The organism is Lysinibacillus sp. NPDC093712, assembly GCF_050280025.1.
Taxonomy (GTDB): domain Bacteria; phylum Bacillota; class Bacilli; order Bacillales_A; family Planococcaceae; genus Lysinibacillus.
In genome coordinates, this window is sequence record NZ_JBNNUU010000013.1 from 12,952 (window position 1) to 36,709 (window position 23,758).

At 44.4% G+C, this 23,758-nt stretch carries 30 protein-coding genes; 1 reads left to right on the top strand and 29 read right to left on the bottom strand.

What is annotated here, in order from left to right:
- Positions 1-44: 44 nt before the first annotated feature.
- The 11 genes from ACQKNX_RS24285 to ACQKNX_RS24335 form a co-directional block, all read right to left on the bottom strand.
- A complete protein-coding gene (locus ACQKNX_RS24285) occupies positions 45-782 on the bottom strand; it encodes a Clp protease ClpB (RefSeq protein ID WP_427431127.1) in 738 nt (245 codons plus the stop codon).
- 106 nt (positions 783-888) lie between these two features.
- Positions 889-1,191, bottom strand: a complete 303-nt coding sequence (locus tag ACQKNX_RS24290) for a hypothetical protein (RefSeq protein WP_427431128.1) — start codon at positions 1,189-1,191, stop codon at positions 889-891.
- 1 nt (position 1,192) lies between these two features.
- Positions 1,193-2,485 (bottom strand): EndoU domain-containing protein, encoded by a 1,293-nt coding sequence (locus ACQKNX_RS24295; protein ID WP_427431129.1) that lies wholly within the window; start codon positions 2,483-2,485, stop codon positions 1,193-1,195.
- Positions 2,485-3,441, bottom strand: a complete 957-nt coding sequence (locus tag ACQKNX_RS24300) for a portal protein (RefSeq protein WP_427431130.1) — start codon at positions 3,439-3,441, stop codon at positions 2,485-2,487. The genes ACQKNX_RS24295 and ACQKNX_RS24300 overlap by 1 nt, the downstream gene beginning before the upstream one ends.
- 649 nt (positions 3,442-4,090) lie before the next feature.
- The gene (terL, locus tag ACQKNX_RS24305; protein WP_427431131.1) at positions 4,091-5,875 is read right to left on the bottom strand and encodes a phage terminase large subunit; all 1,785 of its coding nucleotides are present in this window, start codon (positions 5,873-5,875) and stop codon (positions 4,091-4,093) included.
- Between the two features lie 273 nt (positions 5,876-6,148).
- The gene (locus ACQKNX_RS24310; RefSeq protein WP_427431133.1) at positions 6,149-6,724 is read right to left on the bottom strand and encodes a recombinase family protein; all 576 of its coding nucleotides are present in this window, start codon (positions 6,722-6,724) and stop codon (positions 6,149-6,151) included.
- A 239-nt stretch (positions 6,725-6,963) separates the two neighbouring features.
- On the bottom strand, positions 6,964-7,335 hold the full coding sequence (locus ACQKNX_RS24315; protein WP_427431134.1) for a phBC6A51 family helix-turn-helix protein: 372 nt from the start codon (positions 7,333-7,335) through the stop codon (positions 6,964-6,966).
- Positions 7,336-7,742: 407 nt separating this feature from the next.
- On the bottom strand, positions 7,743-8,630 hold the full coding sequence (locus tag ACQKNX_RS24320) for a hypothetical protein (protein ID WP_427431135.1): 888 nt from the start codon (positions 8,628-8,630) through the stop codon (positions 7,743-7,745).
- Positions 8,627-9,001 (bottom strand): hypothetical protein, encoded by a 375-nt coding sequence (locus tag ACQKNX_RS24325; protein WP_427431136.1) that lies wholly within the window; start codon positions 8,999-9,001, stop codon positions 8,627-8,629. The genes ACQKNX_RS24320 and ACQKNX_RS24325 overlap by 4 nt, the downstream gene beginning before the upstream one ends.
- Positions 9,002-9,465: 464 nt before the next feature.
- Positions 9,466-10,089, bottom strand: coding sequence for a hypothetical protein (locus ACQKNX_RS24330; RefSeq protein WP_427431137.1), 624 nt, complete (start codon positions 10,087-10,089; stop codon positions 9,466-9,468).
- Positions 10,029-10,373, bottom strand: a complete 345-nt coding sequence (locus ACQKNX_RS24335) for a sigma factor-like helix-turn-helix DNA-binding protein (protein WP_427431138.1) — start codon at positions 10,371-10,373, stop codon at positions 10,029-10,031. Before ACQKNX_RS24335 ends, ACQKNX_RS24330 begins: the two co-directional genes overlap by 61 nt.
- 231 nt (positions 10,374-10,604) lie before the next feature.
- Here ACQKNX_RS24335 and ACQKNX_RS24340 point away from each other — a divergent pair, with 231 nt between their 5' ends.
- The gene (locus ACQKNX_RS24340; protein ID WP_427431139.1) at positions 10,605-11,069 is read left to right on the top strand and encodes a hypothetical protein; all 465 of its coding nucleotides are present in this window, start codon (positions 10,605-10,607) and stop codon (positions 11,067-11,069) included.
- A 22-nt stretch (positions 11,070-11,091) separates the two neighbouring features.
- On the opposite strand, the gene dcm is transcribed toward ACQKNX_RS24340, so the two are convergent.
- The 18 genes from dcm to ACQKNX_RS24430 form a co-directional block, all read right to left on the bottom strand.
- A complete protein-coding gene (gene dcm, locus ACQKNX_RS24345; protein ID WP_427431199.1) occupies positions 11,092-12,309 on the bottom strand; it encodes a DNA (cytosine-5-)-methyltransferase in 1,218 nt (405 codons plus the stop codon).
- A gap of 284 nt (positions 12,310-12,593) precedes the next feature.
- A complete protein-coding gene (locus tag ACQKNX_RS24350) occupies positions 12,594-13,130 on the bottom strand; it encodes a nucleotide modification associated domain-containing protein (protein ID WP_427431140.1) in 537 nt (178 codons plus the stop codon).
- A gap of 27 nt (positions 13,131-13,157) precedes the next feature.
- Positions 13,158-13,895 (bottom strand): HNH endonuclease signature motif containing protein, encoded by a 738-nt coding sequence (locus tag ACQKNX_RS24355; RefSeq protein WP_427431141.1) that lies wholly within the window; start codon positions 13,893-13,895, stop codon positions 13,158-13,160.
- On the bottom strand, positions 13,885-14,511 hold the full coding sequence (locus ACQKNX_RS24360; RefSeq protein ID WP_427431142.1) for a 3D domain-containing protein: 627 nt from the start codon (positions 14,509-14,511) through the stop codon (positions 13,885-13,887). The genes ACQKNX_RS24355 and ACQKNX_RS24360 overlap by 11 nt, the downstream gene beginning before the upstream one ends.
- A gap of 183 nt (positions 14,512-14,694) precedes the next feature.
- On the bottom strand, positions 14,695-15,507 hold the full coding sequence (gene thyX, locus ACQKNX_RS24365) for an FAD-dependent thymidylate synthase (protein WP_427431143.1): 813 nt from the start codon (positions 15,505-15,507) through the stop codon (positions 14,695-14,697).
- Positions 15,494-16,042, bottom strand: coding sequence for an HNH endonuclease (locus ACQKNX_RS24370; protein ID WP_427431144.1), 549 nt, complete (start codon positions 16,040-16,042; stop codon positions 15,494-15,496). The genes thyX and ACQKNX_RS24370 overlap by 14 nt, the downstream gene beginning before the upstream one ends.
- Positions 16,030-16,446: a dUTPase gene (locus ACQKNX_RS24375; RefSeq protein ID WP_427431145.1), complete on the bottom strand. Its 417-nt coding sequence runs from the start codon at positions 16,444-16,446 to the stop codon at positions 16,030-16,032. The genes ACQKNX_RS24370 and ACQKNX_RS24375 overlap by 13 nt, the downstream gene beginning before the upstream one ends.
- Positions 16,443-16,643, bottom strand: a complete 201-nt coding sequence (locus tag ACQKNX_RS24380; RefSeq protein ID WP_427431146.1) for a hypothetical protein — start codon at positions 16,641-16,643, stop codon at positions 16,443-16,445. The genes ACQKNX_RS24375 and ACQKNX_RS24380 overlap by 4 nt, the downstream gene beginning before the upstream one ends.
- Positions 16,644-16,654: 11 nt before the next feature.
- On the bottom strand, positions 16,655-16,894 hold the full coding sequence (locus tag ACQKNX_RS24385; RefSeq protein WP_427431148.1) for a YqaI family protein: 240 nt from the start codon (positions 16,892-16,894) through the stop codon (positions 16,655-16,657).
- Positions 16,895-16,950: 56 nt separating this feature from the next.
- A complete protein-coding gene (gene nrdF, locus ACQKNX_RS24390) occupies positions 16,951-17,916 on the bottom strand; it encodes a class 1b ribonucleoside-diphosphate reductase subunit beta (protein WP_427431149.1) in 966 nt (321 codons plus the stop codon).
- A gap of 11 nt (positions 17,917-17,927) precedes the next feature.
- A complete protein-coding gene (gene nrdE / locus ACQKNX_RS24395) occupies positions 17,928-19,979 on the bottom strand; it encodes a class 1b ribonucleoside-diphosphate reductase subunit alpha (protein ID WP_427431200.1) in 2,052 nt (683 codons plus the stop codon).
- Between the two features lie 11 nt (positions 19,980-19,990).
- The gene (gene nrdI, locus ACQKNX_RS24400; RefSeq protein ID WP_427431150.1) at positions 19,991-20,356 is read right to left on the bottom strand and encodes a class Ib ribonucleoside-diphosphate reductase assembly flavoprotein NrdI; all 366 of its coding nucleotides are present in this window, start codon (positions 20,354-20,356) and stop codon (positions 19,991-19,993) included.
- Entirely contained in the window at positions 20,353-20,646 is a 294-nt protein-coding gene (locus tag ACQKNX_RS24405; protein WP_427431151.1) for a hypothetical protein, read from the bottom strand. Before ACQKNX_RS24405 ends, nrdI begins: the two co-directional genes overlap by 4 nt.
- Complete coding sequence (locus ACQKNX_RS24410) at positions 20,643-20,867, bottom strand: hypothetical protein (RefSeq protein ID WP_427431152.1); 225 nt, start codon at positions 20,865-20,867, stop codon at positions 20,643-20,645. Before ACQKNX_RS24410 ends, ACQKNX_RS24405 begins: the two co-directional genes overlap by 4 nt.
- 22 nt (positions 20,868-20,889) lie before the next feature.
- The gene (locus ACQKNX_RS24415) at positions 20,890-21,429 is read right to left on the bottom strand and encodes a crossover junction endodeoxyribonuclease RuvC (RefSeq protein WP_427431153.1); all 540 of its coding nucleotides are present in this window, start codon (positions 21,427-21,429) and stop codon (positions 20,890-20,892) included.
- The gene (locus ACQKNX_RS24420) at positions 21,429-22,514 is read right to left on the bottom strand and encodes a hypothetical protein (RefSeq protein ID WP_427431154.1); all 1,086 of its coding nucleotides are present in this window, start codon (positions 22,512-22,514) and stop codon (positions 21,429-21,431) included. Before ACQKNX_RS24420 ends, ACQKNX_RS24415 begins: the two co-directional genes overlap by 1 nt.
- A gap of 86 nt (positions 22,515-22,600) precedes the next feature.
- Positions 22,601-23,635 (bottom strand): hypothetical protein, encoded by a 1,035-nt coding sequence (locus tag ACQKNX_RS24425; RefSeq protein WP_427431155.1) that lies wholly within the window; start codon positions 23,633-23,635, stop codon positions 22,601-22,603.
- Positions 23,636-23,758, bottom strand: a complete 123-nt coding sequence (locus ACQKNX_RS24430) for a hypothetical protein (protein ID WP_427431156.1) — start codon at positions 23,756-23,758, stop codon at positions 23,636-23,638. It lies immediately after the preceding gene.

Consider the following 23,758-nt stretch of genomic DNA (forward strand, 5'->3'; position numbering starts at 1 on the left):
CGGATTTTCCGCAATATAAAAAGCCGTCAACTTTACGTCAACGACTACTTACCGTACTGTTTGCGTGCTTTATCGTAAGCTACGCGATCCTCAATGCGTCCACTCTTACGAGCCTTATTGCGGAGTTCTTCTAAAATTTGTTCGGCTGGCTTATCGTGATATTGTTGTCCACCGCCGTTTGTAGCTGCTCCGATAGGTTGCTTCTGTTTCTTCGCCACCAGGAACGGTTTATTTTCAACAAGCGCTTTAACAACGTCATCCATTCCGACAACTTTCCCGTCCTCACCGATACTTACCGCGGATAAGTCTGCGAGAGCAATAGCGTCGTCAATGTATTCGATGTTTGCGCTTGATGCTACCTTAGTAAATTCGTTACAGATACGCTCTTGTTCGGATTGCTTGCGTAAGGCTTCGAGTTGAGCCGTTAGTTCGTTCTTTTCTTCCTCGAATTGTTTCGCAATCTCTTGCGCTCGTTCCGTTTCGGATAATTCGGCTTGACGTTTCGCTTCAAGTTCTGCAGCATACTCGTCAGCCTTCGCTTTTAACTCGTCATAATCAGCGAATTTCTTACGCTCACGTTCAAGACGTTTTTTCAACGCTTCCTCAAACTCTGTTTGCGTTAGCATCTTTTCTTGCGATTTATCTGCGCTCTCAGACGATTCGACTTGCGTTTCTGCGGATGATTGTCCGTCTGGAGTCGTTTCAGACGCTTCTTGCTCGCCTTCTGCAGCGAAGAATTGCAAATTAAGCGTTAAAAATGCGTTAAATTGTTTAATCATCATCGTACTACCTCCGTTTGAGTGCCGTCGCACGTAGATTCCGTTATTATTTAACGTCCTTTCCGTTTGGACATAAAAATACCGCAGCTCATTCGAATTATGAGTGCGGTTAAGAAATATAGGATTCTGCAATTTCAATTTCAAGTGACATATCTACGTTTGGAAACTTTTTCGCTAGACGCTTTATAGCCTCTACGTAATTTCCACTTGGAAACTTATACGCCAAGTCATCGAAGATTGAGGATACCCAATAAATCGCTTCTTCGGAACAGGATTGTAGAAATTCAATAGTTTCAGATTCGTTAGTGAACTCTACTACGAGTTGTTTCCAACAATTCTCAATCTCTGGATCGTTTGGGTCGAGCATCTTCAACTTATCTACAATGTTCAGTACATTGTCATTGTTAAGCAATTTATTCATCCTCCTTTAAATGTGTTTGTTTGTTAGTTGGAAATATGGTATTGATTTGTTTATTGTTCTCTACACTTAGGAATACACCAATCTCAATGTTCTTATATATGCCAAAAATTTTGAATCCATCTACTAACTTGTTGTTTGGATCATTTGCAACAAACAATCCCGCATCATTTATATCTTTTGGTGTCCAATCCTCTGGGAACCATGACTGTCCTATCCCATCTTTCTTGACTCTAGTTTTATGAATAGGAACATTCCCAATCCTAACTCCGTTAGAAAATGTTTTTTCGATATTATATTCGATTTCTTGCGCAATTAAAAATTCGATATTATCTTCTCCGTGTCCTCCGCCAGTCATCCTGGAGATTTGCTTTGTTCTCGGGTTCCTTGTAAACTCACCGAGAGTTGCGTGACTATAAGTAGATTTTGTAGTATTTTTTTCATAAATAAAATTAGGTTTACGACTGTCGAACCTTTGCGGATTACGTAACGGTGTAATTATATGCTTACATCTAGGATGCCATATCTGTCCCGACGTTCTAACTTCATTATACGTCAAATAGTCGCCGGGAGCATCATCAACTAACTTTATAATCCGCCCTTCGTGAAATCTGCACGCATCTTTAGCGCCATGACTTGAAATTCTTGCGTAATAAGATTCTTCCGAAAGAGCTTCGGTTATACTCGCCTCACGATGCGCATTCATCATATTTGTTCGAGCAACGACGTCAGCATAATTTCCGACTTTCCAACGGTTGCCTTTAGCATCAATAATCGCTGCGTCTGTCGCTTGAACAATTCGCTGACGGATTTCCTTCGCAATGTCCTGTGTTGCGTTATTTCCGCGGGTAAGTGTATGTCGCATAGCTTCTGCGGTTGCTTTACGAATAGCTAACTTTGCCTGGCGCTCGATATTTTGAGTAACCGCAAGTAAATCTGCCTGTGTATCGGCTATTGCTGCAGCGACTAGTCGTTTGTTTAATGTATTAAATCGAGCAATCTTTAGAGCATCTTCGTATGTTGGCGCAAGACCTAGCGAATAAATCGTCGATGCGACGCCTTCAATTGCTGATTTAGATACGGCGGCGGAAGCCCATTCATCGCTAAATTTGGTCATGTCGGATAATATGTTACGAATATTTCGTTCTGTAGCGATTAGCTGTGCGCGTTCGAAATCCGTAAGAAATAAATCGTTAAGCTCTCGCTGCACATCCTTTAGCGCATGTTCGTACGCTTTGACTACTTTAGTTACATCGTAATCGTAGTTTGGTTGCGGAGCTTCTCGCATTAGCCGTCAGCCCCTTTGTTAAATATGGAGGCATCTACGGTTCCTAATTCGCGCTCTGTGTCTGCGTCGATTCTTTCGATAATCTGCGCAGCTTGTGTATCGTCCAATCCGTCCAAGCGCTTAATTGCTGTCGCCTGGTCAATCGTCGGTTTATTGCCAGAACGTATCGCCATTATCTCCGCCTGCTCTTTTTCGTTGTGCGGTAAGCCGTCTTGCCACTGAATTACCGGGTATACTGGCTCGAACGTTTTCTCTCCGTGAGCAATATCGATTAGCTGGCAGTTATATAAAGCGTCACGTAAAGCACGGTCGTAATGCGTTCTAATACGCGCAACCTTCGTCAGTATCGGCATGAAGCGAGCTTTAATAGCAGCACCATCCGTATGTGACGTTCCTGTACCTCCGCTATTTTGGTCGCCGAGTACAGTTCCGAATAGCCATTGCGGAGTCTCTGCGATTTGGAATGCCATTCCGATTAACGTTTCGAGTTCTTTAAAAGCGCTGTTTAATTGGCCGTCCCATGTCATATAGCCCGGCGTTTTATCTTCGTTAGTGACCGGAATATATGCGCCAGTTAATCTTGCTGAACTTCCACTACTGCCAAGTTCGGGACCATACGCTGTCGGATCGCTGTGTTTCCAAAGTACGTAATCTAGCTGTGCAAGGCGGTCGTTAATCGCAATTAATATCGTCTCTAACGCTTCTAACGTTCCTTTACCTTCCCACTGATCGTCTGTAGATTTATACGGGATATGGTGAACCAGTAAATGCGGAACTCCCGTTGCTACTACGTTGCTTTCTCCGACTTTTTCTGCGATTTTAAATAGCTGCACCGCGTAACCGTAAGTGCTATCTACTCCACCTTCGTACGTTATGAGCTTGTAGCGTTCATTTATAATGTAGCCTGGAAGATGATGCTCGACGTTTAAGTACGGAATATCTTCCTTTTGCGACACAACCCATTCGACGCTTGCGATAACTATCGACTTGAATTTCTTAACGTTACCGTTGCTCGTAATCGGGAATACGCAGTCTGCAGCGACGTGCTCGATGATCGGTTCCATTTCGGCATCTTCCGGAATTGGCCATCCTCTCGATGTTAGTGCGCCATAGTCTTGACGGTAATCATAACGAACCTTAATCCAAGAGTCTCCGCGGTATCCGTTAGCAAGCGCTGATTCGTGAATGAGTTTAACTAAGTCGTTTTCCTCAACGTAGGAATTAATCGCCACTTGCTGCTCCGTATCGTCGGCCAGTCCGCTATCGAAGATTGGCGGTTCACCTACGAGCAGATCGCTAGGTTTTGTACAAATTATATCTGCGATATTTGCTGCGATATATAACGTTTGTAACTGTTTTGCATGCGGAGTATCTTTTAATAACGACGTAGTGCGGTCATATAATTCGGCTTGCTTGCCGTCATACAGCTTTTTCATTCGTCGATACTTTGCAATACGCTCAATCGCGTTAGCTGGCGGAAATTGTTCGCCTGGCTTGAAGGTGTCATACGTATATGTGACGGTTCCGACTTCGTTCATTTCTGCGTCGGTTTTGCGTCCTAATTTGCTCCACATTACCACTCTATTGTCGCCTCCTTTGCGTAATCTACAGCCATGCTGGCTTTTGTATTAAGTCGCGTTTAGCGTTTTTGCTTACGCGAATTGACATCTCGGTAGCGTCGGGCAAATCATCATGTGCGCCTTGTCCGTATCGCTCAAACTGTTCTAGTAGCAACGAATGACTTCGCTTGAACCGAATTTTTCCGCTTTCTATGTCCGGCAACATCGACTCGATACGCAAGTCTTTTCGTGATCGTTGCTGAATCTTCTTAACGCGGGCATGGGCCGGATAGCCTTCGTGCGATAACTGCTCCTTTAATATGTCAACGAAGAACTCTTGCGCCATTTGCGCCTCTGCAGCGATAGCATCCGGCGTATATGCACGAACCTTATCGCTAATTACGTCCAGAAACTTATCGGGGGTGATTCGCGCGCCGTAAGCATCGATTATATAATGAACGCCAGTCTTACGTTCTGTGGCCGTAGTTACACAGGCGCTGAAATCTCCGCGCTGCTTGCCCATCGCAAAGTCAATACCCATCGTAATGACGTAATCACTGCGAGGAAACGTCTTATTCGGCTCTGCGTCGTCCCAATATACGAAGTTCTCCGGAGCAAATACGCGAGATTCTTCGTCAATTGGGTTGTTCATATATTCGGTATTGAACGCTTTAGAGCCGTTGTTCCATTTCCACGTCATCAACTTCCATATCGGCTGAAACTCTTGCCACAGTACGCGAACTCCTTCGTCCATAGCGTCTTTATTCGTTTTATAAAACGATTCTGCGTCTGCAGCACGGTTAGGATTATCGAAATCTACGTATATCTCTCGGCATTGCTCCCAAAGATGTTCGTTAACTGGCGGATCGATTATCGCTCGATATACTTTTGATTCGAAATCCGAACGCTTATACAAGATATTAAGCAACAAACAGTCCAACGCTACAGCCGTTCCCATGTAAACAACCGCAGTCTTAGCGCCTTTCGGATCTCCTAACGGCATAACTACCGAAGCGAACCAATCACGCAATTTAGCACGTTGTTCCGGAGTTGCTGCATTCGTTTTTGCGTCCTCTAAGTCATCACATACGATTAAATCCGGACGAACACCTTGCCAATTTCGTCCTCGTAGCGCTTGTCCTGTCGATGCTGCCTCAACCTTCGTTAATTGGCGCTTACCACCATCCTGCGTCGGCTGCCATGCGATAAACTCCGAACTATTATCCTTATCGTTCTCCTGCTGACGAGGCGATAATAATGGACCGAAGTCCTGGCGCAACTTTACGTTATGTTTAAGCTGTGTAGCGAGCCATTCGAGGTTAGGTCCGGATACTGACGGCGTTTCCGATATGATAATGATATATTTTCGCTTACGGTAAACGACCTGGTGCAACGGAAAGCCCTTCGTTAAATACGTTGATTTCGCGTGAGAACGAGGTGCGGCTACAGCAATCTTAGCGTTTACCTTATCAGTTGATACGACGTTAAGTATATCGGTAATCTCACGATGAAACTGTGGCGACTCTGACGGCTTAGTAATCGCAAATCCGTCCCAATTTCCGGCATTGCCAGGATTCTTAGCTTCGCTGAAATATTCGATGTCGAACGCTAATGTATCTAGTTCGCAGCGATGAATGCGTTCTAAGCGCTTTAATTCGGTTAATCTTGCGTAATAGTCATCGATAAGTCCGGCGCTAATAATGTCGTCAATAACGACTTCGCCGGTGGAATCCGAATACTTAGCGTCGATCGTGTCGATATATTCGCGATACACTGCGATTAGTGCTTCGCGTTTACTGCGATTTATCCATTCTCCGTCTACCCACGCCATATTAGCGCCTCCCTTCGTGTTTTCCCTATGTAAATGCGTTGATTTAGCGTTTGTTTTTGCGTACCGTACAATCTATCGTCTTGTTGAGTTAAACGGCGTATAGGCTGCGTTAGTAAAGCGAATTAAAGGCGACAGGCATTGCGTTGCTGTTCCGCAAAGTCAAAGTGAATTTTTGATACGCCGATTTATTCAGCGTCAGAACAGCGGTTTGCCAAAAACGGGCTTGGGGGATTACGAAAATTTACGCAATAAAAAACGATCAAGCGAGTTTGCTCAATCGTTAATAAGTTTATTTTCTTTTCGCTTTCTTCTTTCTCTTGCTAAAGTTGCAACTGAAATTCCTGTTGTTGCTTCAACTTCTTTATAACTATTGCTTTCGAGTAACTTCATTGCGTTATCTAAATGCTTCTTATCGAACTTCTTCGGTCTACCTTCTCGGAAATCTTCACGCTGCTTTGCTATCGCCTTACCTTCTTGCATACGTTCAACTATTAAGTTGCGTTCCATCTCAGCCACCGCTAATAGGGTAGTGAGGAAGAATCGCCCCATCGTTGTATTCTCCAGTAGCCCTACGTTTAGTACATATACCTTCACGTCCATAGAGAATAGGTGCTCTATTACCTCTATGCCCTCTTTGGTGTTACGTGCCAGGCGGTCCAGCTTCGTCACTACTAGCGTATCTCCTGCTTGTATTCTCGACATAAGCTCGTCAAATACCGGACGGCTAGTAGTGGTGCCCGTAAACTTCTCCGTTAGTATTACGTCACAATTCTCGTCTTGTAGCGCTTGTATCTGCACTTCTAATTCCTGCGTAATAGTAGATACTCGCCCGTAGCCGTATTTCGTCATATATTCTGCCTCCATTTATGATAATTAGTTATGATAACGTATATAGCGCTATCTTATCACGTTGGATTAGCTTTGTCAAAACTACATAGTTATGATAACGGAATATATGGCGATCAGCTACTCAAAGTGTTTGAGGTGCGCGTCCATTTCGAGCGTCTGCCCGATAAATCTCCGACACAACGTAAACCTACGGCAACTTACCGTTATGACTTTCTACTATTAAATGGCGTAATATCTCGCTACTGTCCGCCACGCATTCGTTCAATATCCGCCCTAATCGCATCAATGTCATTTCCGTTAGCTTGCGCAGTAACTTCGACTTTCTCCGTCAGTAAACCTTGTGCTTGCAATAGCGTCCTAAACATCGCAGCATTGCCGTCATTAATAATGTGGTCCGGAATAGACGCCATTACCTCCGGCAACCTTTCGATTGTATCACGCATAATCTGACGTTTAAGTTCGTCATTGAAATCGTCTCGCTTACGCCATTCCGCTAATGTAGTACGGCTGACTCCGACTTCTTCCGCAACTTGTTCGTAAGTAAGTCCGCCACGTTTCGGCTGTGATAATATCGCAATAGCTGCGTATTGCTTATCGTTTAATTTCGCCATCTATATCGCTCTCCTTTCGTTTTATAGGTATTACCGTTATTCTTTTACAGCGTTATATCTTTAATGTATTAATGATATTCATTGGATTTTCGATAGAAAAGACAATAGAGGACTTGTGAAAACAAGGACTCGTAATCTTTAAAAGACAAAACCTTCCGGGCTATGCCCTATGTGCCGGCAAGCCGTCCCATGATTATCAATATGATTACAATAAATAATCTCACCAAGCAGTATCGTCTATTATCTGTATTGGCGAAGGTTTCCGTTATTCCTTATAAGATAAAGAGGTCGTAGACGCCTAAAATCGACTTTACGCTTACTCCCCGTAAGGTTTATCGATGTTTTTAACTATGCAATATTCGTGCCAATATACGCTCTAACTATGCAATATTCGTGCCACTCCGAAATCAGTACGGTAAGTCATCGCTATCAATTCCCGGCAATTCTCCGTGCAGTTCGTAGTTTCTGCGCAATTGAGCGAAGTCCTCACGTACACTTTCCGTATACTCATCATACTCGTTCTTTTTGCGGAACATCACGTCCGGATTAATACGATATAGCTGGTTGCCGTACGATTCAACGGACATTATAAATCCGTATCTGCGTAACTCTCGCATAGCCTCATTGATCGTATTTCGACTAACGTTGACCATTTCGGCAAACTTGCGGTGTGATAAGTGCCGTATCTTACTTGCGTCAATCTCGTTAGGATTTTCGCTTAAATAATAGTGTGCGTAATTAAAAAACGGTAGCATCTTATATAGGATGCCAGCCGAATGTATCGTTAAGTTGGTGATATCCGTGCGTGTCTTCGTTTGATACAGCTTAGTAAACGCTGCACCTTTCACAACGTTACCCATCGAATGGTAACGATCATTGACGCCATAAACAAAAGAACGTCCGACTTTTTCTCGGAATAGAATGTCATGCGTAACCAACGTAGCTAATATCGTCTGAGTTTGACGTAGCTTTCTTCCGATTGCTTTAGCGACTAGTTGCGCTGTCATACGCTCTGTTCCGTAATATAAATGACCATCCGTATGCATACGCATATACGGAATTAGTTTCATCATTGTGCCGAGTTCTTCTACGCTAAGAATGTCGTTTAGCTCTGCGATTGGTTCGTGATAACAGTTAACGTAGTATCTGTTCGGACCAACCGATAATTCTCGACGCTTTTTATCTTCTCGCCATTCTTCTAACTGTTCGTGCGTTTGTATCGATACTTCGTCAGAATAACCGTAAACTACTTCGCGTCCATGTTCGTCAATGTAGCGTTGAATTGCCGTATTCATTTGTGACTACCTCCGATACCTTTTGCACGTACCTCACTCCGTAATCGAGTAATTATTGTATGCATATGGTACGCAAGAAACGCATAACTAGCGTAAATGCGGTTGTCACTATTTGAGTACATAAATGCCATTTTACGAGCCAGGCCTTCTACTTTTTCCGGTTTTAACCGTGAGACAGCTTGTAAATCAACGTTTTTACGAGCAAACTCTCTCATAGGCTCGTAGACGTCCTTACCGTCCCATTTAGTAGTATAAGCATTGACTAATTTACGTGATGTGTTACAGAATAAGCCGACTTCGTTAGTACTGTCTTTCGTTACGCTAACCACGTGCTCTATCTTGCAATGCGTACAATAAACGATTTTCTCCATATGAAAACCTCCAATTTGAATTTAGATTTAAAACGACTCGGCGTGCGGAACATTATGCTTGCGCAGCAATTACCCGTCACATGCGGTTACCAAGCGAATAATAAAAGGCGCAGCACTCGTAAGTAACTGCGCAATTAATGGCGAAGTGCTCGTAAGCTATCTCCGCGCGATCCTTTAATTTCGGCTCCCTTATACTCACCGCCGTAGTGAGTGCTTTATCGCGTTTAAAGTCCGGTATGCTTGGACTGACTATACGTCTAACCCTCGGAATGTCCTCCGGATAGACCGCCGTCACGCTCGATAGTTAATTCAGACGATACAACTCCGGCAGACCTCTTGGTCAGTAGTAAAACGCTCGATATGGCGCTGAATTGTCCGGTTATTGTTCGTCATAGATTGGAATGGACGTAGCAGCAATCGCCTTAACTGCGCCTCTTACTTCCCTAAATAGCGGTTCCTAATAACTAGGATACAAACTCACCCGAAATGTAGGTTATTACAGGCTGTACCGCAGTAAATTCGTTATATTTGCGTCGTCTTTCCTTGTTGCGAATCATCGCCTGTTCATCCCGTAGCAAATCTTCGTGGATCGAGCGCTTTCTACGCTTCGGAACGGCATAATTTCGCCCATTTGTTGCGATAGTTTCCGCATTTATGAACGGAGCTTCGCCTTTTTGCACACCAGTATTCCTTTCATGTGCGCCTTCTGAACGCCTAGCTAGTTGCATATCGCTAAGAAACGGATACTCCTCCTCGCGGACCTTATATTGCGACTTATCGGTTAGTTCCTCATGTAGCGCTAGATTCGTCAATTGTTCGAGTAACTTAGCGTCATACTGTCGCAATGGGCGCTCTGTGCTCTTTTCTTCGGCTAATCGACGCTCTCTTTCGTATTGTGTAGCGTGAGCTAGCGCGTACTGATCGCTCGCCTTCTGTATGCGGATAAGGCGCTGCTCGCGCAGCAATAAGCCTGCTCGCGTTTCCTTGCGAATTGCTTCGATTTCATTGCGTAAATCATCTACGTAGTTCATGCTGTTACCTCCGTTTCTTCTTTGAAATCTTCCGACGTCAATTCTCCGTCCATCCACGCCCACATTTCGTAAACTTCGTCCAGTTCCTCGGTAGCCTTGCGAATATGCTCCGTGATTACTTCGCGCGCCACGCCCATCTCCGCAGCAGCTTGCTTTTGCGTCAATCCTACGTCATATACCAACCGAATAGCCTCCGACTGCCTTTTCGTTAACTTCGCTAAGGCTAGAGCGCGCTCAAAGTCGATTAGCGTGTCGCTGGCGTCTAAATCGCCGACATAACGGCGTTCCTTTAATGCGTGTAAGTTCGATAATATTGCTTTAGCGGTTGATTTTCTTTTCATTTCTATTCCTCTTTTCTTTTGCGTTGATTTTGCGTTTCTAATCTGATATACTTACCGTAATAAATAACGTAAATTTAACGCTAATAAACGGAGGTGTTACGCATGACTGTTGCGAAATTTTATACGCTTGAAGATTTACTGCCGATAATCGACGAATCTGCACGCTCATATTGCGAATCTGTTGCCGATACTTATGTCGCAGGCATCGAATTTAATAACGAATTGTATCCGATGATTACCATAGACGAGCCTGGCGAAGCTGACGCATATTGTGCGGAGCTTGATCGCTCGCTAGAATATCACTTTAAGCCCGTACCTACAGCGGAATTTGACGATGAAGAAGCGCAATTACTCGCTGGCTTTACGTTTGTTCCGAATAAAGGTATGTCGCAGATTTACGTCGGCAAGCGTAATCGACTATATTTGAAAGGCGACGTACTGTCGCAGCTAGGCATCAAGCCTCGCTCTCGCGTCCTTATTGCGTTCAATCCTGCGGAAAAGGCGTTTGCTGTGGTTAAGCCGACTGCTCCGTCACTTAGCGAGGAAATGCGATCCGCAGGCTACTTCGTTAGTGCGAAGAAAGACGTCACTGCAGCGAAGTTATTCCGTCAATTTAAGCTAGATAAGTACGAAGGTAAGACGTTTTACGCTGATACTGCGTCACTTAGCGGTAATGTCGTTATCTTTAAGCAGTAGGCAATCGCTTGCTGCTTTTTCGTTATAGATACGTTAGTAAGCGCTCTCCAATCGCTGTAATTACGTTTGTTGTCAGCCCGTTGCCCGCGAATTTGTATAGGCGACTATCGCTGAATTGCGTTGAAAGTGCGTCGATAACGTCATCCGAAACGGATTGTAGACGTAGACATTCTGTTGGAGTTAGTTTACGGATGCGATATTTAGGCGATATACCAATTGCTACACCATGACGATCTTGTGTCGTAATCGTATGCGACTCGGCATCGTTCCCTTTGAAGCGAGGACCGTTCTGGCGCTTTTCTTCTCGGAGTGGTGTCAAACATGGTCGGACTTCTTCTGCAATTTTAGGCTCGCGATGACCTCCGCCCATTGTCGTTAATGTCGGGCCTTGCCCTGTCGGGCCTTGCCCTGTCGGGCTATAGACCCTTCTAATAGCGTCATGACCTTTTAATTCGATGTGACCGAGCATATTTGGGTCACGTTCATCTACCGCTGGATAAGTTTTTTCTAATTGTGCTACTAACTTAGCTGTTTTCTCCTCGTCAATATAGTACTTCTCGTCCACTTCTGACTCTAAGAAATCGCGCAATCGCTTTCTGACTTCCGTCTGTTCTGGCCAATCGAAGTTAAACGTCTTTGCGCCTTCTTCCTGGTAGCGTTTCTTCGCTTTCGGTAGCATCGTAGTTCCCTTTACGCCACTCCACGGCTCAGGCATAATCAAATCGTCTCTTACTGCGATAAGATATACGCGTTCGCGATTCTGCGCTACATCGAAGTATTTCGAATTTAAAACGGTAAAGTCAACGGTATATCCGATTTCATTGATCGCGTGGATAATCGTGCCCATCGTATTTCCTTTATCGTGATTGACGAGGCCTTTGACGTTCTCCATAAAGAGAATCTTCGGCTTCTTCGCTTTCGCGATTCGCAGCGCCTCGAACGTCAATGTACCGCGAGTGTCATCGAATCCACCACGTTTGCCTGCGACTGAGAACGATTGGCACGGCGGAGTAAAGCAGAATACGTCAAAGTCCGGCAGCTCGTCCGTATTAGCCTCGCAAATATCGCCGTGTACTGGAATGCTCGGATGCAATAGTTTATGAGCGTCCTGTGCATATTGACGTCGTTTCTCCGTTGAGTCGTATTCCCAAGCGATAACTCCCTCGCCACCTAACGGTTTAAGTCCAAGTGTCATTCCTCCGATTCCTGCGAATGCTGATGCGTATGTGAACGATTTTATTTCGTAAATTTTTTTCGTTGGTTTTACATTAGTCAATTCAATTTCCTCCGATTCCCCTTCGTAATGTAGCTCCAAAATCGTCTTTGGCGCTTTGTAGTCCGTAGCAATTAAACACGGAACTAAATCGTCAAAGAAGCCTTTAAATTCGTATTTCTTCGAAAATGGATGATGCCCAACTCCGATAACTTTTATCGTCAATATTTTCGCCTCCTAAACGTCAAAACTCGCCTATCTCAACGGATAATTCCGAAGGATAGGCTTATTTGCTATTCGAGTGTATAGCGTTATTTCTTCTTCGACTCTACGTAAGCTAGGAGTGCGTAGCCTGCTAAATCTTGTAACGTATCGCCTACGCTTTCTGCCACTTGCGCTTGCTCTCCGCCTCGTAACGTCTCTAATCGTCGCATCTTATCGTCCATGCGGATTAAAGCGCTCATAAGTCCGTATTTATCGTACTGCTGCGAAAAGCTGTCGCCATAATCGTGGTTCTTGCGCACTAACAAGTCGGCTAATTCCGAGCACGCTAAACGGATTAGATTCTCTTGCGTATCCGACCATTTTGACGGCTCTAATTGCGTTGGATTCGCGGCATCCTCCTCGCCAGCTTTGCAGTGGATTTCATACTGATCGTCATAAACGTAACAACCAACCGCACCTACCAGCATTTCAGAATGTACGAACTCAACTCCTCCATTTTCATGACTTCTTGAACCAGGTTCAAACCGTTTAATCACTTCGAAAATATCTCCGACACTAGAACCTTGCCCCCCTTTCGGAACATTTGTAATTCGAATCAAATCGCCTACTTGCGCTTTTGCCATATATCATCACTCCTAATATGTTATTGATTAGATATAGCTAACATCGTACTTTCCTAGTAATTTTCTAGATTCGTTAATAGCCCGATAAACAGTATTTCTAGAAATATCAAAATGATTAGCAACTGCGGATGCAGACGAAAAAATTTCATCCGTTCCGTCTAATGTGACAAGTACTCTGCTACGTCCTACAATTTTGTCTTTAAATTCATATTGCATATGTTCTTGTCCTGAAAACCTCCACCTAAAACCTTTATGAGTATCCTTATTTAAGTGACAACACCTCAATATTGCAGATGAATCGTATTTATCCCCTAATACTCTTTTCGGATCTTTCGAACTGCTCCATATTTGTATGACTTCACCTGTATTGACGTCTATTTGTGATATTGGGCGAGCATTTTTCATCCCATTATCTCTCAAAGTATCAACATCAGCTAAACCAGTCCTAATAGCATGCTCTTTATTCTCTTTGGCAGTTACCCACTCCAAATTTTCAAGCGTGTTGTTAGATTTATCTCCATTTATATGATTTATTTGAGGTTTATTTAGCGGATTCGGTAGGAATACTTCTCCAACCAAACGATGAACAAGTTTTTGTTTAGACTTACCGTCGATAGATATAACCACGTAAAAATATCCGTATTTGTTTTTATAAACAGTTAACTTTCGCTTTGAACAGGATTTTTCGCTGAATACTTCTCCGGTTCTAGATACCAAATAATCCGGTGCGTAAGGTATACGTTCCCACAAATCGTTATTCACCATAATATCCAATCCTTTCTACCGTTACTAGCTGACGACCTAAGTGGTACGCTTCACTATTTGAAGCTACCAAAATATCTAACCGAGCACCTTTAATGGCCCCACCTCTGTCTGCTACTATCCCATTAATGACAGTGCCTCCATTCAAGGTAATGCGTAGTATAGTTCCAAATGGAATTGAGCGATCAGCAGCAATAACTCTATAGCCTTTATAAGTAATGGTACGTGTTATTTCAGTTCCATTCGCAGTAATTCCCGTACATCCGTTACACTGCGCTGTGTAAAAAGTAGCAATCATCGTAAATTGCGTCAGTTTAGCGTTATTGCCCCGACTAATTTGCTTATGTTGCGCTATCTTAGCAAGCTTCGCATCATAAAGCCTCTGCGCTTCTTCTAACGCTTGTTTACGCTTGATTTTCTGAGCTATCTCAGCTTGCTGCCGTTCATTTTCGAGGTATTGCGTGTATATTGCGTCATATCCATTAACGTACGGAATTATTTCGTAGTACCTTTCGGTGGGAGATTCCGCTAAGTGTTCGTGGTCTGACGGCTTATGTGCGTTGATGAATAGCGTTAATGCTAAGAGTAAAGCGAGTAGAATGCGTTTTAGCATCGTCATTTAGGCGTCCTCCTTTGCATTAACGTCGCTTTGACATCTCGCCAATAGTCTGCAGACGCCGTTTTAAAGTTGAATTTAGCGCCTAGCGTCGTGCTTTCTCCGTACCATTCTGCGAAGATTACTAACGGGTAAACTGGAACGCAGAATATTGCGCATAGGATTTTAACGATGATTAAGCGCATACTACACCGCCTCAAATAGTTGCGACGTCCAAGGCTCGACACTTTCGACAGCTTTGCGTAAATCCTCTGCCAGTCCTGCGATTTCAGACTGCGCACCCCGTCCTACTTTCCGTTTAGCGTAGAAGTCGAGTAGTGCACGTAAGTTTACGGTTAATACGAGATTGCACGCTGCAGCATTCGGTAGGACTGCGCGAGTATCTTCGGCTGGAACGCCTGCTTTACGTAACAAATCGTAGGAGCGTTGTGCTTGCTCCATTGCTTCGTAAAATAGTCCGATAGGAGTAACTGCGCGGTATTCCTCTCCATCTTCGCTTAATCGTAATAATTTATCGTCATCAACAGTAACTGGCACAACGTAATCAAATCCGCCACTACGATCGTCGCTACCGAATTTAACGTATCGTTGCGACTGCACGCTGAACGCGAAGCCGACGCGATGGCGTGTTAACTGAGCAAGTAACGCTCGACTGACGCCCTCTACTGCGAATGTGTACGATAGGTGCTCCAAAGTACTAACGTGTCCAGACGAGTGAATCATGCGGATTAAACGGTCAGCATCCGTACCTTTACCGCCGTCTGTCGCTTTCTTGCCGAAATAGCGAGCGCCTTCTTTAGCGACGATTTCGCTAGGTTTGCCCGGTGAATAACAAGTGCGAATGGCTGTCAGTGCTACGGCTTGTCCGTCTGAGACGTCTAAATCGTCCAATTCATTTCCATCGTATGAGCCGAACGGATACTCATCGAACCTTTCTCGAAATCCCTCCGATAATTGCGTATGTGCTAATAATGTTACTTTGCGTTCAATTTGCGTCATTTAGTTTCCTCCTTAAGTCGTTGTGTAGCTTCGCGTGTGTTGAATTATCCATCAGCTGTAAGTTCGAAACATCGTTATTTTCTTTATTGCCATCAATATGGTGAACTATTTCGTCTCTTTCAAGTGGCCTACCCAAATAATTTGCCATCACTAATCTGTGTTCTCTTACATATCCTCTACTATTCGCCATTGCGTTTTCTGGAGCATGAATAAACACGTAACCTGTTTCGTGGACAAACCTACCGCCTTTCCACTTATGACACGACTCACCTCTAAGTCCTTTTGCTTTGTGATTTTTCGCTATTCGTAGGTACTTACAAGATCCTCCACAAGTAAACCGTTTTGAAAAATGCGATTTTTTGACCTTAAACAATTCTCCACAAATTTCGCATTCTTTTTCTAAAGACGTTGATAAAATCTGCTTAGAATACCCGCCTCTGCATTCTAATGAGCATGTTTTATATCGGCGAGCGTCACAAGGATTCTTATTTTCGACTTTGTTACATATAGCACATGTAACTTCTATTTTTGACATAATGAATATCCATCTTTCTCACTTATACCACTTTGCCTTGCGTGATTCTCCGCATTCTTCTCCATATAAATACGGTGAATATCGTTCGGTGTAAGCCCTACAGTACGAGATAGCGATAATAAGAAGTGCCACATATCTATTACCTCGCCTTGCAACGCTTCCTGGTCGATAGGCTTCGGATTCTTCCACCATTTCCAGCTAACCTCGCGCCTAATCTCGTCAATCTCCGATTCCATTGCGATAGTTAATCCGACTACCCATTCGTCAGTCGTTTTAGCGATGCCTCGCTCGGTAGTAATGCGATGATCCAGTTTCGTTTGCATGTCGTACATTTCCGTTAATTTATCGTTAGTGGGCGACATTTGCGCCTCTTTCTCGATTTGTTGTGCTTGCTGTCCGTTCATTGTGTAGCCTCCTCCGAAATTACCTCGTATTCTTCTGCGACAAGCCATAACGGAGTAGCACCGTTCATGTCTATATAAACGTCACCATCATCGCAAGCTATTGCAACTTCGTGAATATCTCCGACATTTAAGCGTTTCTCGGCGTCTTGAAGTTGAATCTCGGTAATACGAATCGTATCGCCTTTTCGCGCTTTCATCACATCTCCTCCTAATCGCTAAATACGTAATTGAACTCGAAGCCTTTCTTATCCTCCAAATAACGCTGCAGATTGCGATGCAATATCTTATAGCCTGTCGGAATCACAACGTAATGATCGTTCGCCAAATCGATAATGTCTCCGTAGTAATCTCTAGGCGATGATTCCGTTGGTTTTGCATTATGGATATTGCGCCATGTTTCACGGTCATAGCCCGTTCGTATTGTGTGAGTTACGTCGGGATGCTCCACGCTATCAACCTCCGTTTATAGTAAAATGGCGCCAAGCCAATTAAGGCTCGGCATTGTTATTCGAAATAAAAATCGCTATCTTGTATCTGCTCGACTGTTGCTTTCTTATATCCGTTCCCTTTCATCGAAAAGAAGTCGTGTGATTTCGTTTTAGTTGATAAGCCGTTCAGCACTATCGGATTGACTGGACTGTGCTCATATAAGGCGTCAAATCCGAGATTAGCCAGCGCCTTATTAGCGTTGTATTGTACGAAGTTAAGCACATCATGCGTTAAGCCTACAGGATCGTAAATGTCTGCAGTATATAGCGCCTCGTTTTGATATAGCGTTTCTAGCGTTGAGTAAACCCAATCACGAATCTCATCTTGTATTTCGTCTGTTTGACGATTAAATATTTCTTGCGCTAACAATCCGATGTAAACTCCGTGGATACTCTCGTCGCGGATAATAAGATTAATGATCTCGCCAGATTGCATCAAGCGCCCTTGCCCATACATATATAACGGATAGTAAAATCCACTGTAGAATAAGAACGATTCCAGGAATACCGAAGATACTAACGCCTTGAACAGCGATATATCGTCGGAATCCTTAACTGATTTGTAATGCGATACAATTACGTCAGCTTTGCGTTGTAAGTAAGGATTATCTCGTACCCAATCGAACACTTCTGCGATTTCCTCTCGACTGGCTAACGTTAAGAATATATTCGAATATGATTTCGCATGGACCGAGTTTTCCATCGCAGACATGAACGTTAGTAACGCCTGTCGCTGATGCCCTTTGATGTGCGGAATCAATCTCGGAATGCCGACGCCCTGTTCCGTATCAAGCAATGTTAGTCCGCCTAAGACTCGCATGTAAGCCGTTTGTTCCTCCTTTGTGAGCGATTTCCACGTTAGTAAATCCGGCGTGAGTGAAATTTCTTCCGGTAGCCAAAACTGCGATTGATTCTGCTTAATGAACGCCTGTGTAAACGAATCATCGTCTACTGCGTAGTTTGCTGCGGTATATACTGCCACCTAATCCCCTCCTAAACTTGGCACGCTAGGCAAGCGTCTGCACCCGTATCTTTTGTTCGAGCGTAATATAGCGTTTTGATTCCTTTGTGATGTGCATATAAGTCAATCTTCGTTAAGTCTCGCGTCGACATCGTATCTTTTAGGAATAGCGTGAAACTAATGCCTTGATCGACATGACGCTGAATAGTTGCGATTAAATCGACAACGTTGTGCATATCCATGTCGTATGCCTCTTTATAGTAGAACCACGTTTTCATCGATAGTCCTGGCATAGGATAATATGTTTTTGAGTTGCCGTAAGTTCGCTCCTCAATACGTTCCATAATCGGCATAACGCTCGCTGTAGCAGACTGTACATAAGAGATTGATCCAGTCGGCGCAATTGCTAGACGGTAAGAGTGATATAATCCGTACTTCGCAACGTCTGCAGAAAGCTCTATCCAATGTTTGCGAGTAGGTAGCATAAATCCTTCGAATAATTCAGCGATGTAAGCGTCTTTCGGTAAAAAGTCGTCACTTACGTATTGCTTGAAGTACGTTCCGTCCGCATACGATGATTCGTTAAATCCGCTGAATGTCGTACCAGAACGTTTAGCCATTTCGCAAGAATGCTTTAACGAATGGTAATTAACTGCAGCGAAGAATACGTCAGCAAATTCAATAGCTAACGGCGACTCGTAAGCGATACCGACTGACGTTAAATAGCCATGCAGATTCATCGCTCCTAATCCGATTGAGCGCATTTCGCGATTGGCTCTCGCGACTGCCGGTGCATTTGCGATGTTAGTCGCCTCTGAAACGACTGTTAGGGCGTCTGTAGCTAGTGCAACAGCGGATTTAATATCCTTATGTCGCATCACATTCGCAATATTTAGCGAGCCTAAGTTGCATGAAACGTCTCTCCCAACGACATCTGACTGTCCGTAATCTGTATACTGCGACAAATCTATTCGCTGTAGGATTTCCGTACATAAATTTGACTCGTCTACATCACCGTCTAACGGATGCGCGGTATTAACGTTGTCACGGAACATAACGAACGGATAGCCGGATTCGAAGCGTAGCACAGAAATCTTTTCTAGTAAGGCGCGTGGGTCAATCTTGTCTTTACGGACTAACGGATTTGCGACTAAATCATCGTACATTTGCGTGAAATTAATCTCCGTGAAATGCTTGCCTGTCGCTTTGTGAACGGTGTGCGGATAGAATACGTAAGCTGGCTTATTCTCGCGAGCTAATTCGATGAACTTGTCGGGAATTACAACGCCAATGCTCAACGTCTTTACTCGTACATCTTCGTCAGCACTGATTTTCTTCGTATCTAAGAAATCGTGTATGTCCGCGTGGAATATGTTAAGATATGCTGCTCCTGCGCCTGGACGTTGCCCCATCTGATCTGCATAGCGGAATGAGTGGTCCAGCATCTTCATAACGCCAACAACACCCTTTGCTACGTTTGCGATATCTTTGATTGATTCGCCTTTTGCTCGAATATTCGAAAGGTTAAGCGATACGCCTCCGCCAATCTTCGATAGCTGTTTCGCAGTAGATTCGGCCATGTTAATGTCGTTCAAGCTGTCGCCAACTTGCGTGATAAAGCACGACACTAATTCGCCTCGACGCTTACGCCCAACGTTTAAGAATGTCGGTGTAGCCGGCTGATATTGTTGTGTAATTAATAGTTCGGCAAATTTAAGCGCATTTGCTGCGTCACCTTTTCCGAAGAACAATGCGTTGATTGCTACACGATCCTCATAACGTTCTAAGATGCGCTCACCGTCGTTAGTTAATAGCGCATAATCGTTATAAAACTTGTACGCAGCCATGAATGACGGGAATCGGAATTTCTTAGCGTAAATAAGCTTATATACCGCCTTAATATCTTCAAACTTATATTGGTCGAAAAGTTCTTTCTCGTAATAATCGTTCTCTATTAGATAGTCGAGCTTTTCGCGTAATGAATGGAAGAACACCGTATTTTTATTAACGTAATCTAGGAAGTAAGCGCGAGTCGCTTCTTTGTCTTTATCGAACTGCAATAAACCATCAGAATCTCGCTGCATTACTTCGTTGTTTAATTCGTAGTAGCGCAAATTATCGCCAACCTTTCTTTAAATAGTCGCACATCTTCGGAATTGCCTGCTTGTTCGAATTTAAGGATCAGCGGTACGCCGTATCCGCGCGAAATCTTGTCGCCGGCTATTCCATAATTATCGCCCCAATTTCGATTTCCACTAACAGCAACTCCTCGTAAAAGCTTGTAATTATGCGTTAACCATGCGTCAACTTCCGCAGGAATGTCGCCGAATCCGAATGTGTACGTAACAAGCACAAACGGCTCGTTCGGCTTTGGCCTTTCTGAAATGTCGAGGGCTTCTACGCAAGTCTTAGAGAGGAATCTCCGTACATTACCTGTCATACTAGCGTAGTAGACTTTCACGATTCGTCGCCCTTACTCGGTAACTTTACTTTAAAGAACACAGCAATCAGCGCCAACAATCCGAATACTTTCGGCAAATCTCCCGAACCTACCTTCGTCAGCCCCACGTAATGGAAAGCCTGCACTACGTAATCTCCCGTGAATAATTCGAGCACATAGCCGAAGCTCATTCCGACTAGTAGTGCTAGTAACGGCAATGCCACGAATGATCCTACGATAAATAGCAGTAATCCGATAATAGCGAGGCTAGTTGCGATAATGCCTGCTGGCTTGCGTTGTTTTGGCGTCATTCAGTCGCCTCCTCAAACGTATAAATTGAATTTTGCGTTGCTAGGACAACTTCCTTACCTAGCGTAATAATTTCTTTTAATGGCGATGCACGGTACGCTGAATCAACGTCAGTACTGACGATTATAGCCGGAGTGCCTACGACTGCTTTCGATAAGAAATATCGTTTACCTACCGGAACTACTTGCGAACCTTGCACCGAATTTAGTTTGTATGGTTTCATTAATCAATCGCTCCCTCTCGTTTTAAATAGCGCCTTCGCGCTTAAGATAGGCAATACCAATAGCCGCCGCGTCCGAGGCGTCCCCGCCTTTGTTATTCGGAAATACGTAATCGTCCGGCAGATTTAGCGCCTTCCTTACGCCTTGCTCTACTTCTGCCTTCGTCGCCTTGCCCGAAATGCCGACCGCCTTTTTGACGGTGGTTGGAGGTATTTCATTATCGCTGTCGATCGTATAGCCGAAGGCTCTAAGCGCCATATCAACGGCAGCCCATCCCCCGAATACTAACTGCGTACCGCGCTTGCTTCCGCCTTTGATGAAATGCTCGCGGACAACGACGTCAAATGGAGTTGCAGTACCGTATTTATAGCAGATTAAGGCGGTAGCTGATCGGACGACTTCGTAGCGCTCGGCGTCTGAGAGCGAAGTATCCGTCGGAAATGCGTCAGTGTAAATGAGGCTTGCTGGCTTGCTTCCGCCATATTCGATTACTGCGAAGCCTGGCGATGCTGACGTGTCGATTGCTAGTAAGCGCTTTGGCTTCGGTTTGGTTGCGCGAGACATTAATATTGCGCCTTTGTGTCGTCGGTGATTTCGTAAAGAGACGAATGCGTACCGTTATCAAACGCTGGGTACTCTCCGTAGAATCCCGTAACAAATATCGGGCAATGGTCGTTATAACCCCCGCCTAAAGTCTTTGTGCGTACGTGCATCCCTAAAACAACCTCGCTAGGCTGCACCGCCTTCTCAAACTTAGAAACGTCTAGCCCAAGCGCACGACCTAACGCAATAGCCTTGCCGATGTCGGCGTTGAATACGTCGTCTGGTGCGCATTTTGCGACTGCATTAGCGTAGACTTTACCGTTGTCAATATAACCGCCTTTCATTAGAACCGTGACTGTGCGCTTTTTACTGTTAATACGAAACTCCGGCTTTAATACGTAAGTGTAGCCGACATCGTTTAAGCGCCCGAATTTTTTTTCTCGCTTATGCGTGCCTTTGATGATGTCCGATAGTTCCTCAACAAACGTCTTAGCCTCGTCAATGATCGCTTTGCGTTGCTCATTCGGTGATTTAGGCACATGCTTCTCGAATGCTTTCGCAAGACTTTCCGCAACTTTAGCGACGTCAACGTCTGCTTTTACGGTCATTGTTGGCGGGCTAACCGCAACCTTTTGCGCAGCCTTTAACGCCGCAACTTCGGCTTGTAACGTTGCTACCGTTTGTTCTAGTGAGGTAATGCGTTGATTCTTCGTCGGTTTTGGCGTTACTGGCTCGACGTCAGAAAGATATAACCAAAACGCACAGCGTCCGTTGGTACATTTTAACGGCATGTGGTTGGATTCATCGTTAATTTCAATCGTCACCACTTCGCCTTTTTCAAAACACGAGCTGTTGACAGTACGTACTTTATCGCCTACTTTGAATTTCGCCACTTGCTCCGCCACCTTTTCGATGTATTTTAGTTCGTCCGCCGTGATTAGTAGTTTGTAGTCGTCATCATCTTTAATGCGAATATCTCCGTCAGAATCAGTGCTCATTGTAACTTCGTACACTTTACCGTTTGTTAAATCGTCGCCAGCGTAAATTCCGTCCTTATTTAAAATTCGCACCTTGTCGCCCACTTTATATGTTGTTTTCGTCGTCATATTTACGTCAACCTCCGTTATAATAGATTAATTTCGTTGCTTACTATACATAGCAGACCAAAATTCTAATTTGATATCACTTTCCGTTAACTTTTCGGAATCCTTGCGATTAAGTCCGCCAAAGCCTCCGCATATTGCCGTTTTGTATAATCTTTGAGTCCGCTCTTTTGCGCCAGCTCGACTTGCTGTTTCAGTTGCGTCAATTCAGCGTTAGTAATCGACTGTGCTATCGCTGTCTTGAATCCGTTAAATGTCCACTTCGTCAAGTCCGGCATTGGCGGTTTACGTTCGTTAATCAGTCGTTGCACACCGGCCAAATCTTCGAGCAACTTCGCTTTTCGATCCTCTGTACAATCGATGCCAAATGCTCGAATATCCGGCGTTGCTGCGAAATCATCGTCCGATATTTCCCACGACTTGTGCGAGGTATTTACGTAAAGTACGATATAGTGCGATAATCCAAACATGATCGAGTAAGCAATCGTCTGCAATTCGTGCTTTTCGTCTGGCTGACGCATGGAATAAAGCGATGTGCGCGCTGCAGACGTTTGCTTCGACTTAATTTCGAGTCCGATGCGATGCTGTTCGCCATTTTCGTCGGTGTAAATTAAGATGCCGTCCGGCGCTCCGTAAAGACTATAGTCGATTCCACCGACATTAACCGGAACATTACGTTTAGCAAAATCTTCAAACATCGGAGTACCGTCAGCATTGCGCTCGAATCGGAATCTTGCTCCTGGCATATGCTTTTCGATGAATAGTAAATCACGCTGAATCATATCACCGATTGCCGTTCCGATGCCGGTCCATCGCTTCTGGTGCGGTTGCTGTCCGCCTTCGTCACGTTTAGAGCCGATGCCCTTTTCGTATAATTCACGTTTGCACGCGCCTGTTGCCGATGGTGAGAAGTAAGGTCGTTTCGGAAACACCTTCGGAGGCTTTACGTACCATGCGTGTATTTGCGAATCTATGGCGTCATCCCACTTTTCCGGACGGCTGTGCCAATCGTTAAGCGTGTCGATCAATTCCTGCGCTACCTTGTCGATGAAGCCCGGCTGTTTAGCGCCAGGAACGTAGCTTTCAGCGTATAGTATTTCTAGTGCGTCGTTATTTTGCGTCAATTATTCGTCCTCCATTTCGTCTTTACATCGACAATCAAAGTACTTTATTCCGCCTTTTCCAGACCGATTATCCGTAACTACGATAGCGTATAAAAGTTCTTTACCACAGCTTTTGCACTTCAT

Coding starts and splice junctions, on each gene's coding strand:
- ACQKNX_RS24285 (WP_427431127.1), bottom strand. CDS start 782: ATGATGATTAAACAATTTAACGCATTTTTAACGCTTAATTTGCAATTC.
- ACQKNX_RS24295 (WP_427431129.1), bottom strand. CDS start 2,485: ATGCGAGAAGCTCCGCAACCAAACTACGATTACGATGTAACTAAAGTA.
- terL (WP_427431131.1), bottom strand. CDS start 5,875: ATGGCGTGGGTAGACGGAGAATGGATAAATCGCAGTAAACGCGAAGCA.
- ACQKNX_RS24310 (WP_427431133.1), bottom strand. CDS start 6,724: ATGACGAAATACGGCTACGGGCGAGTATCTACTATTACGCAGGAATTA.
- ACQKNX_RS24315 (WP_427431134.1), bottom strand. CDS start 7,335: ATGGCGAAATTAAACGATAAGCAATACGCAGCTATTGCGATATTATCA.
- ACQKNX_RS24320 (WP_427431135.1), bottom strand. CDS start 8,630: ATGAATACGGCAATTCAACGCTACATTGACGAACATGGACGCGAAGTA.
- ACQKNX_RS24325 (WP_427431136.1), bottom strand. CDS start 9,001: ATGGAGAAAATCGTTTATTGTACGCATTGCAAGATAGAGCACGTGGTT.
- ACQKNX_RS24335 (WP_427431138.1), bottom strand. CDS start 10,373: ATGAAAAGAAAATCAACCGCTAAAGCAATATTATCGAACTTACACGCA.
- ACQKNX_RS24340 (WP_427431139.1), top strand. CDS start 10,605: ATGATTACCATAGACGAGCCTGGCGAAGCTGACGCATATTGTGCGGAG.
- ACQKNX_RS24350 (WP_427431140.1), bottom strand. CDS start 13,130: ATGGCAAAAGCGCAAGTAGGCGATTTGATTCGAATTACAAATGTTCCG.
- ACQKNX_RS24355 (WP_427431141.1), bottom strand. CDS start 13,895: ATGGTGAATAACGATTTGTGGGAACGTATACCTTACGCACCGGATTAT.
- ACQKNX_RS24360 (WP_427431142.1), bottom strand. CDS start 14,511: ATGACGATGCTAAAACGCATTCTACTCGCTTTACTCTTAGCATTAACG.
- thyX (WP_427431143.1), bottom strand. CDS start 15,507: ATGACGCAAATTGAACGCAAAGTAACATTATTAGCACATACGCAATTA.
- ACQKNX_RS24370 (WP_427431144.1), bottom strand. CDS start 16,042: ATGTCAAAAATAGAAGTTACATGTGCTATATGTAACAAAGTCGAAAAT.
- ACQKNX_RS24375 (WP_427431145.1), bottom strand. CDS start 16,446: ATGAACGGACAGCAAGCACAACAAATCGAGAAAGAGGCGCAAATGTCG.
- ACQKNX_RS24380 (WP_427431146.1), bottom strand. CDS start 16,643: ATGAAAGCGCGAAAAGGCGATACGATTCGTATTACCGAGATTCAACTT.
- nrdE (WP_427431200.1), bottom strand. CDS start 19,979: ATGCAGCGAGATTCTGATGGTTTATTGCAGTTCGATAAAGACAAAGAA.
- ACQKNX_RS24405 (WP_427431151.1), bottom strand. CDS start 20,646: ATGACGCCAAAACAACGCAAGCCAGCAGGCATTATCGCAACTAGCCTC.
- ACQKNX_RS24410 (WP_427431152.1), bottom strand. CDS start 20,867: ATGAAACCATACAAACTAAATTCGGTGCAAGGTTCGCAAGTAGTTCCG.
- ACQKNX_RS24415 (WP_427431153.1), bottom strand. CDS start 21,429: ATGTCTCGCGCAACCAAACCGAAGCCAAAGCGCTTACTAGCAATCGAC.
- ACQKNX_RS24420 (WP_427431154.1), bottom strand. CDS start 22,514: ATGACGACGAAAACAACATATAAAGTGGGCGACAAGGTGCGAATTTTA.
- ACQKNX_RS24430 (WP_427431156.1), bottom strand. CDS start 23,758: ATGAAGTGCAAAAGCTGTGGTAAAGAACTTTTATACGCTATCGTAGTT.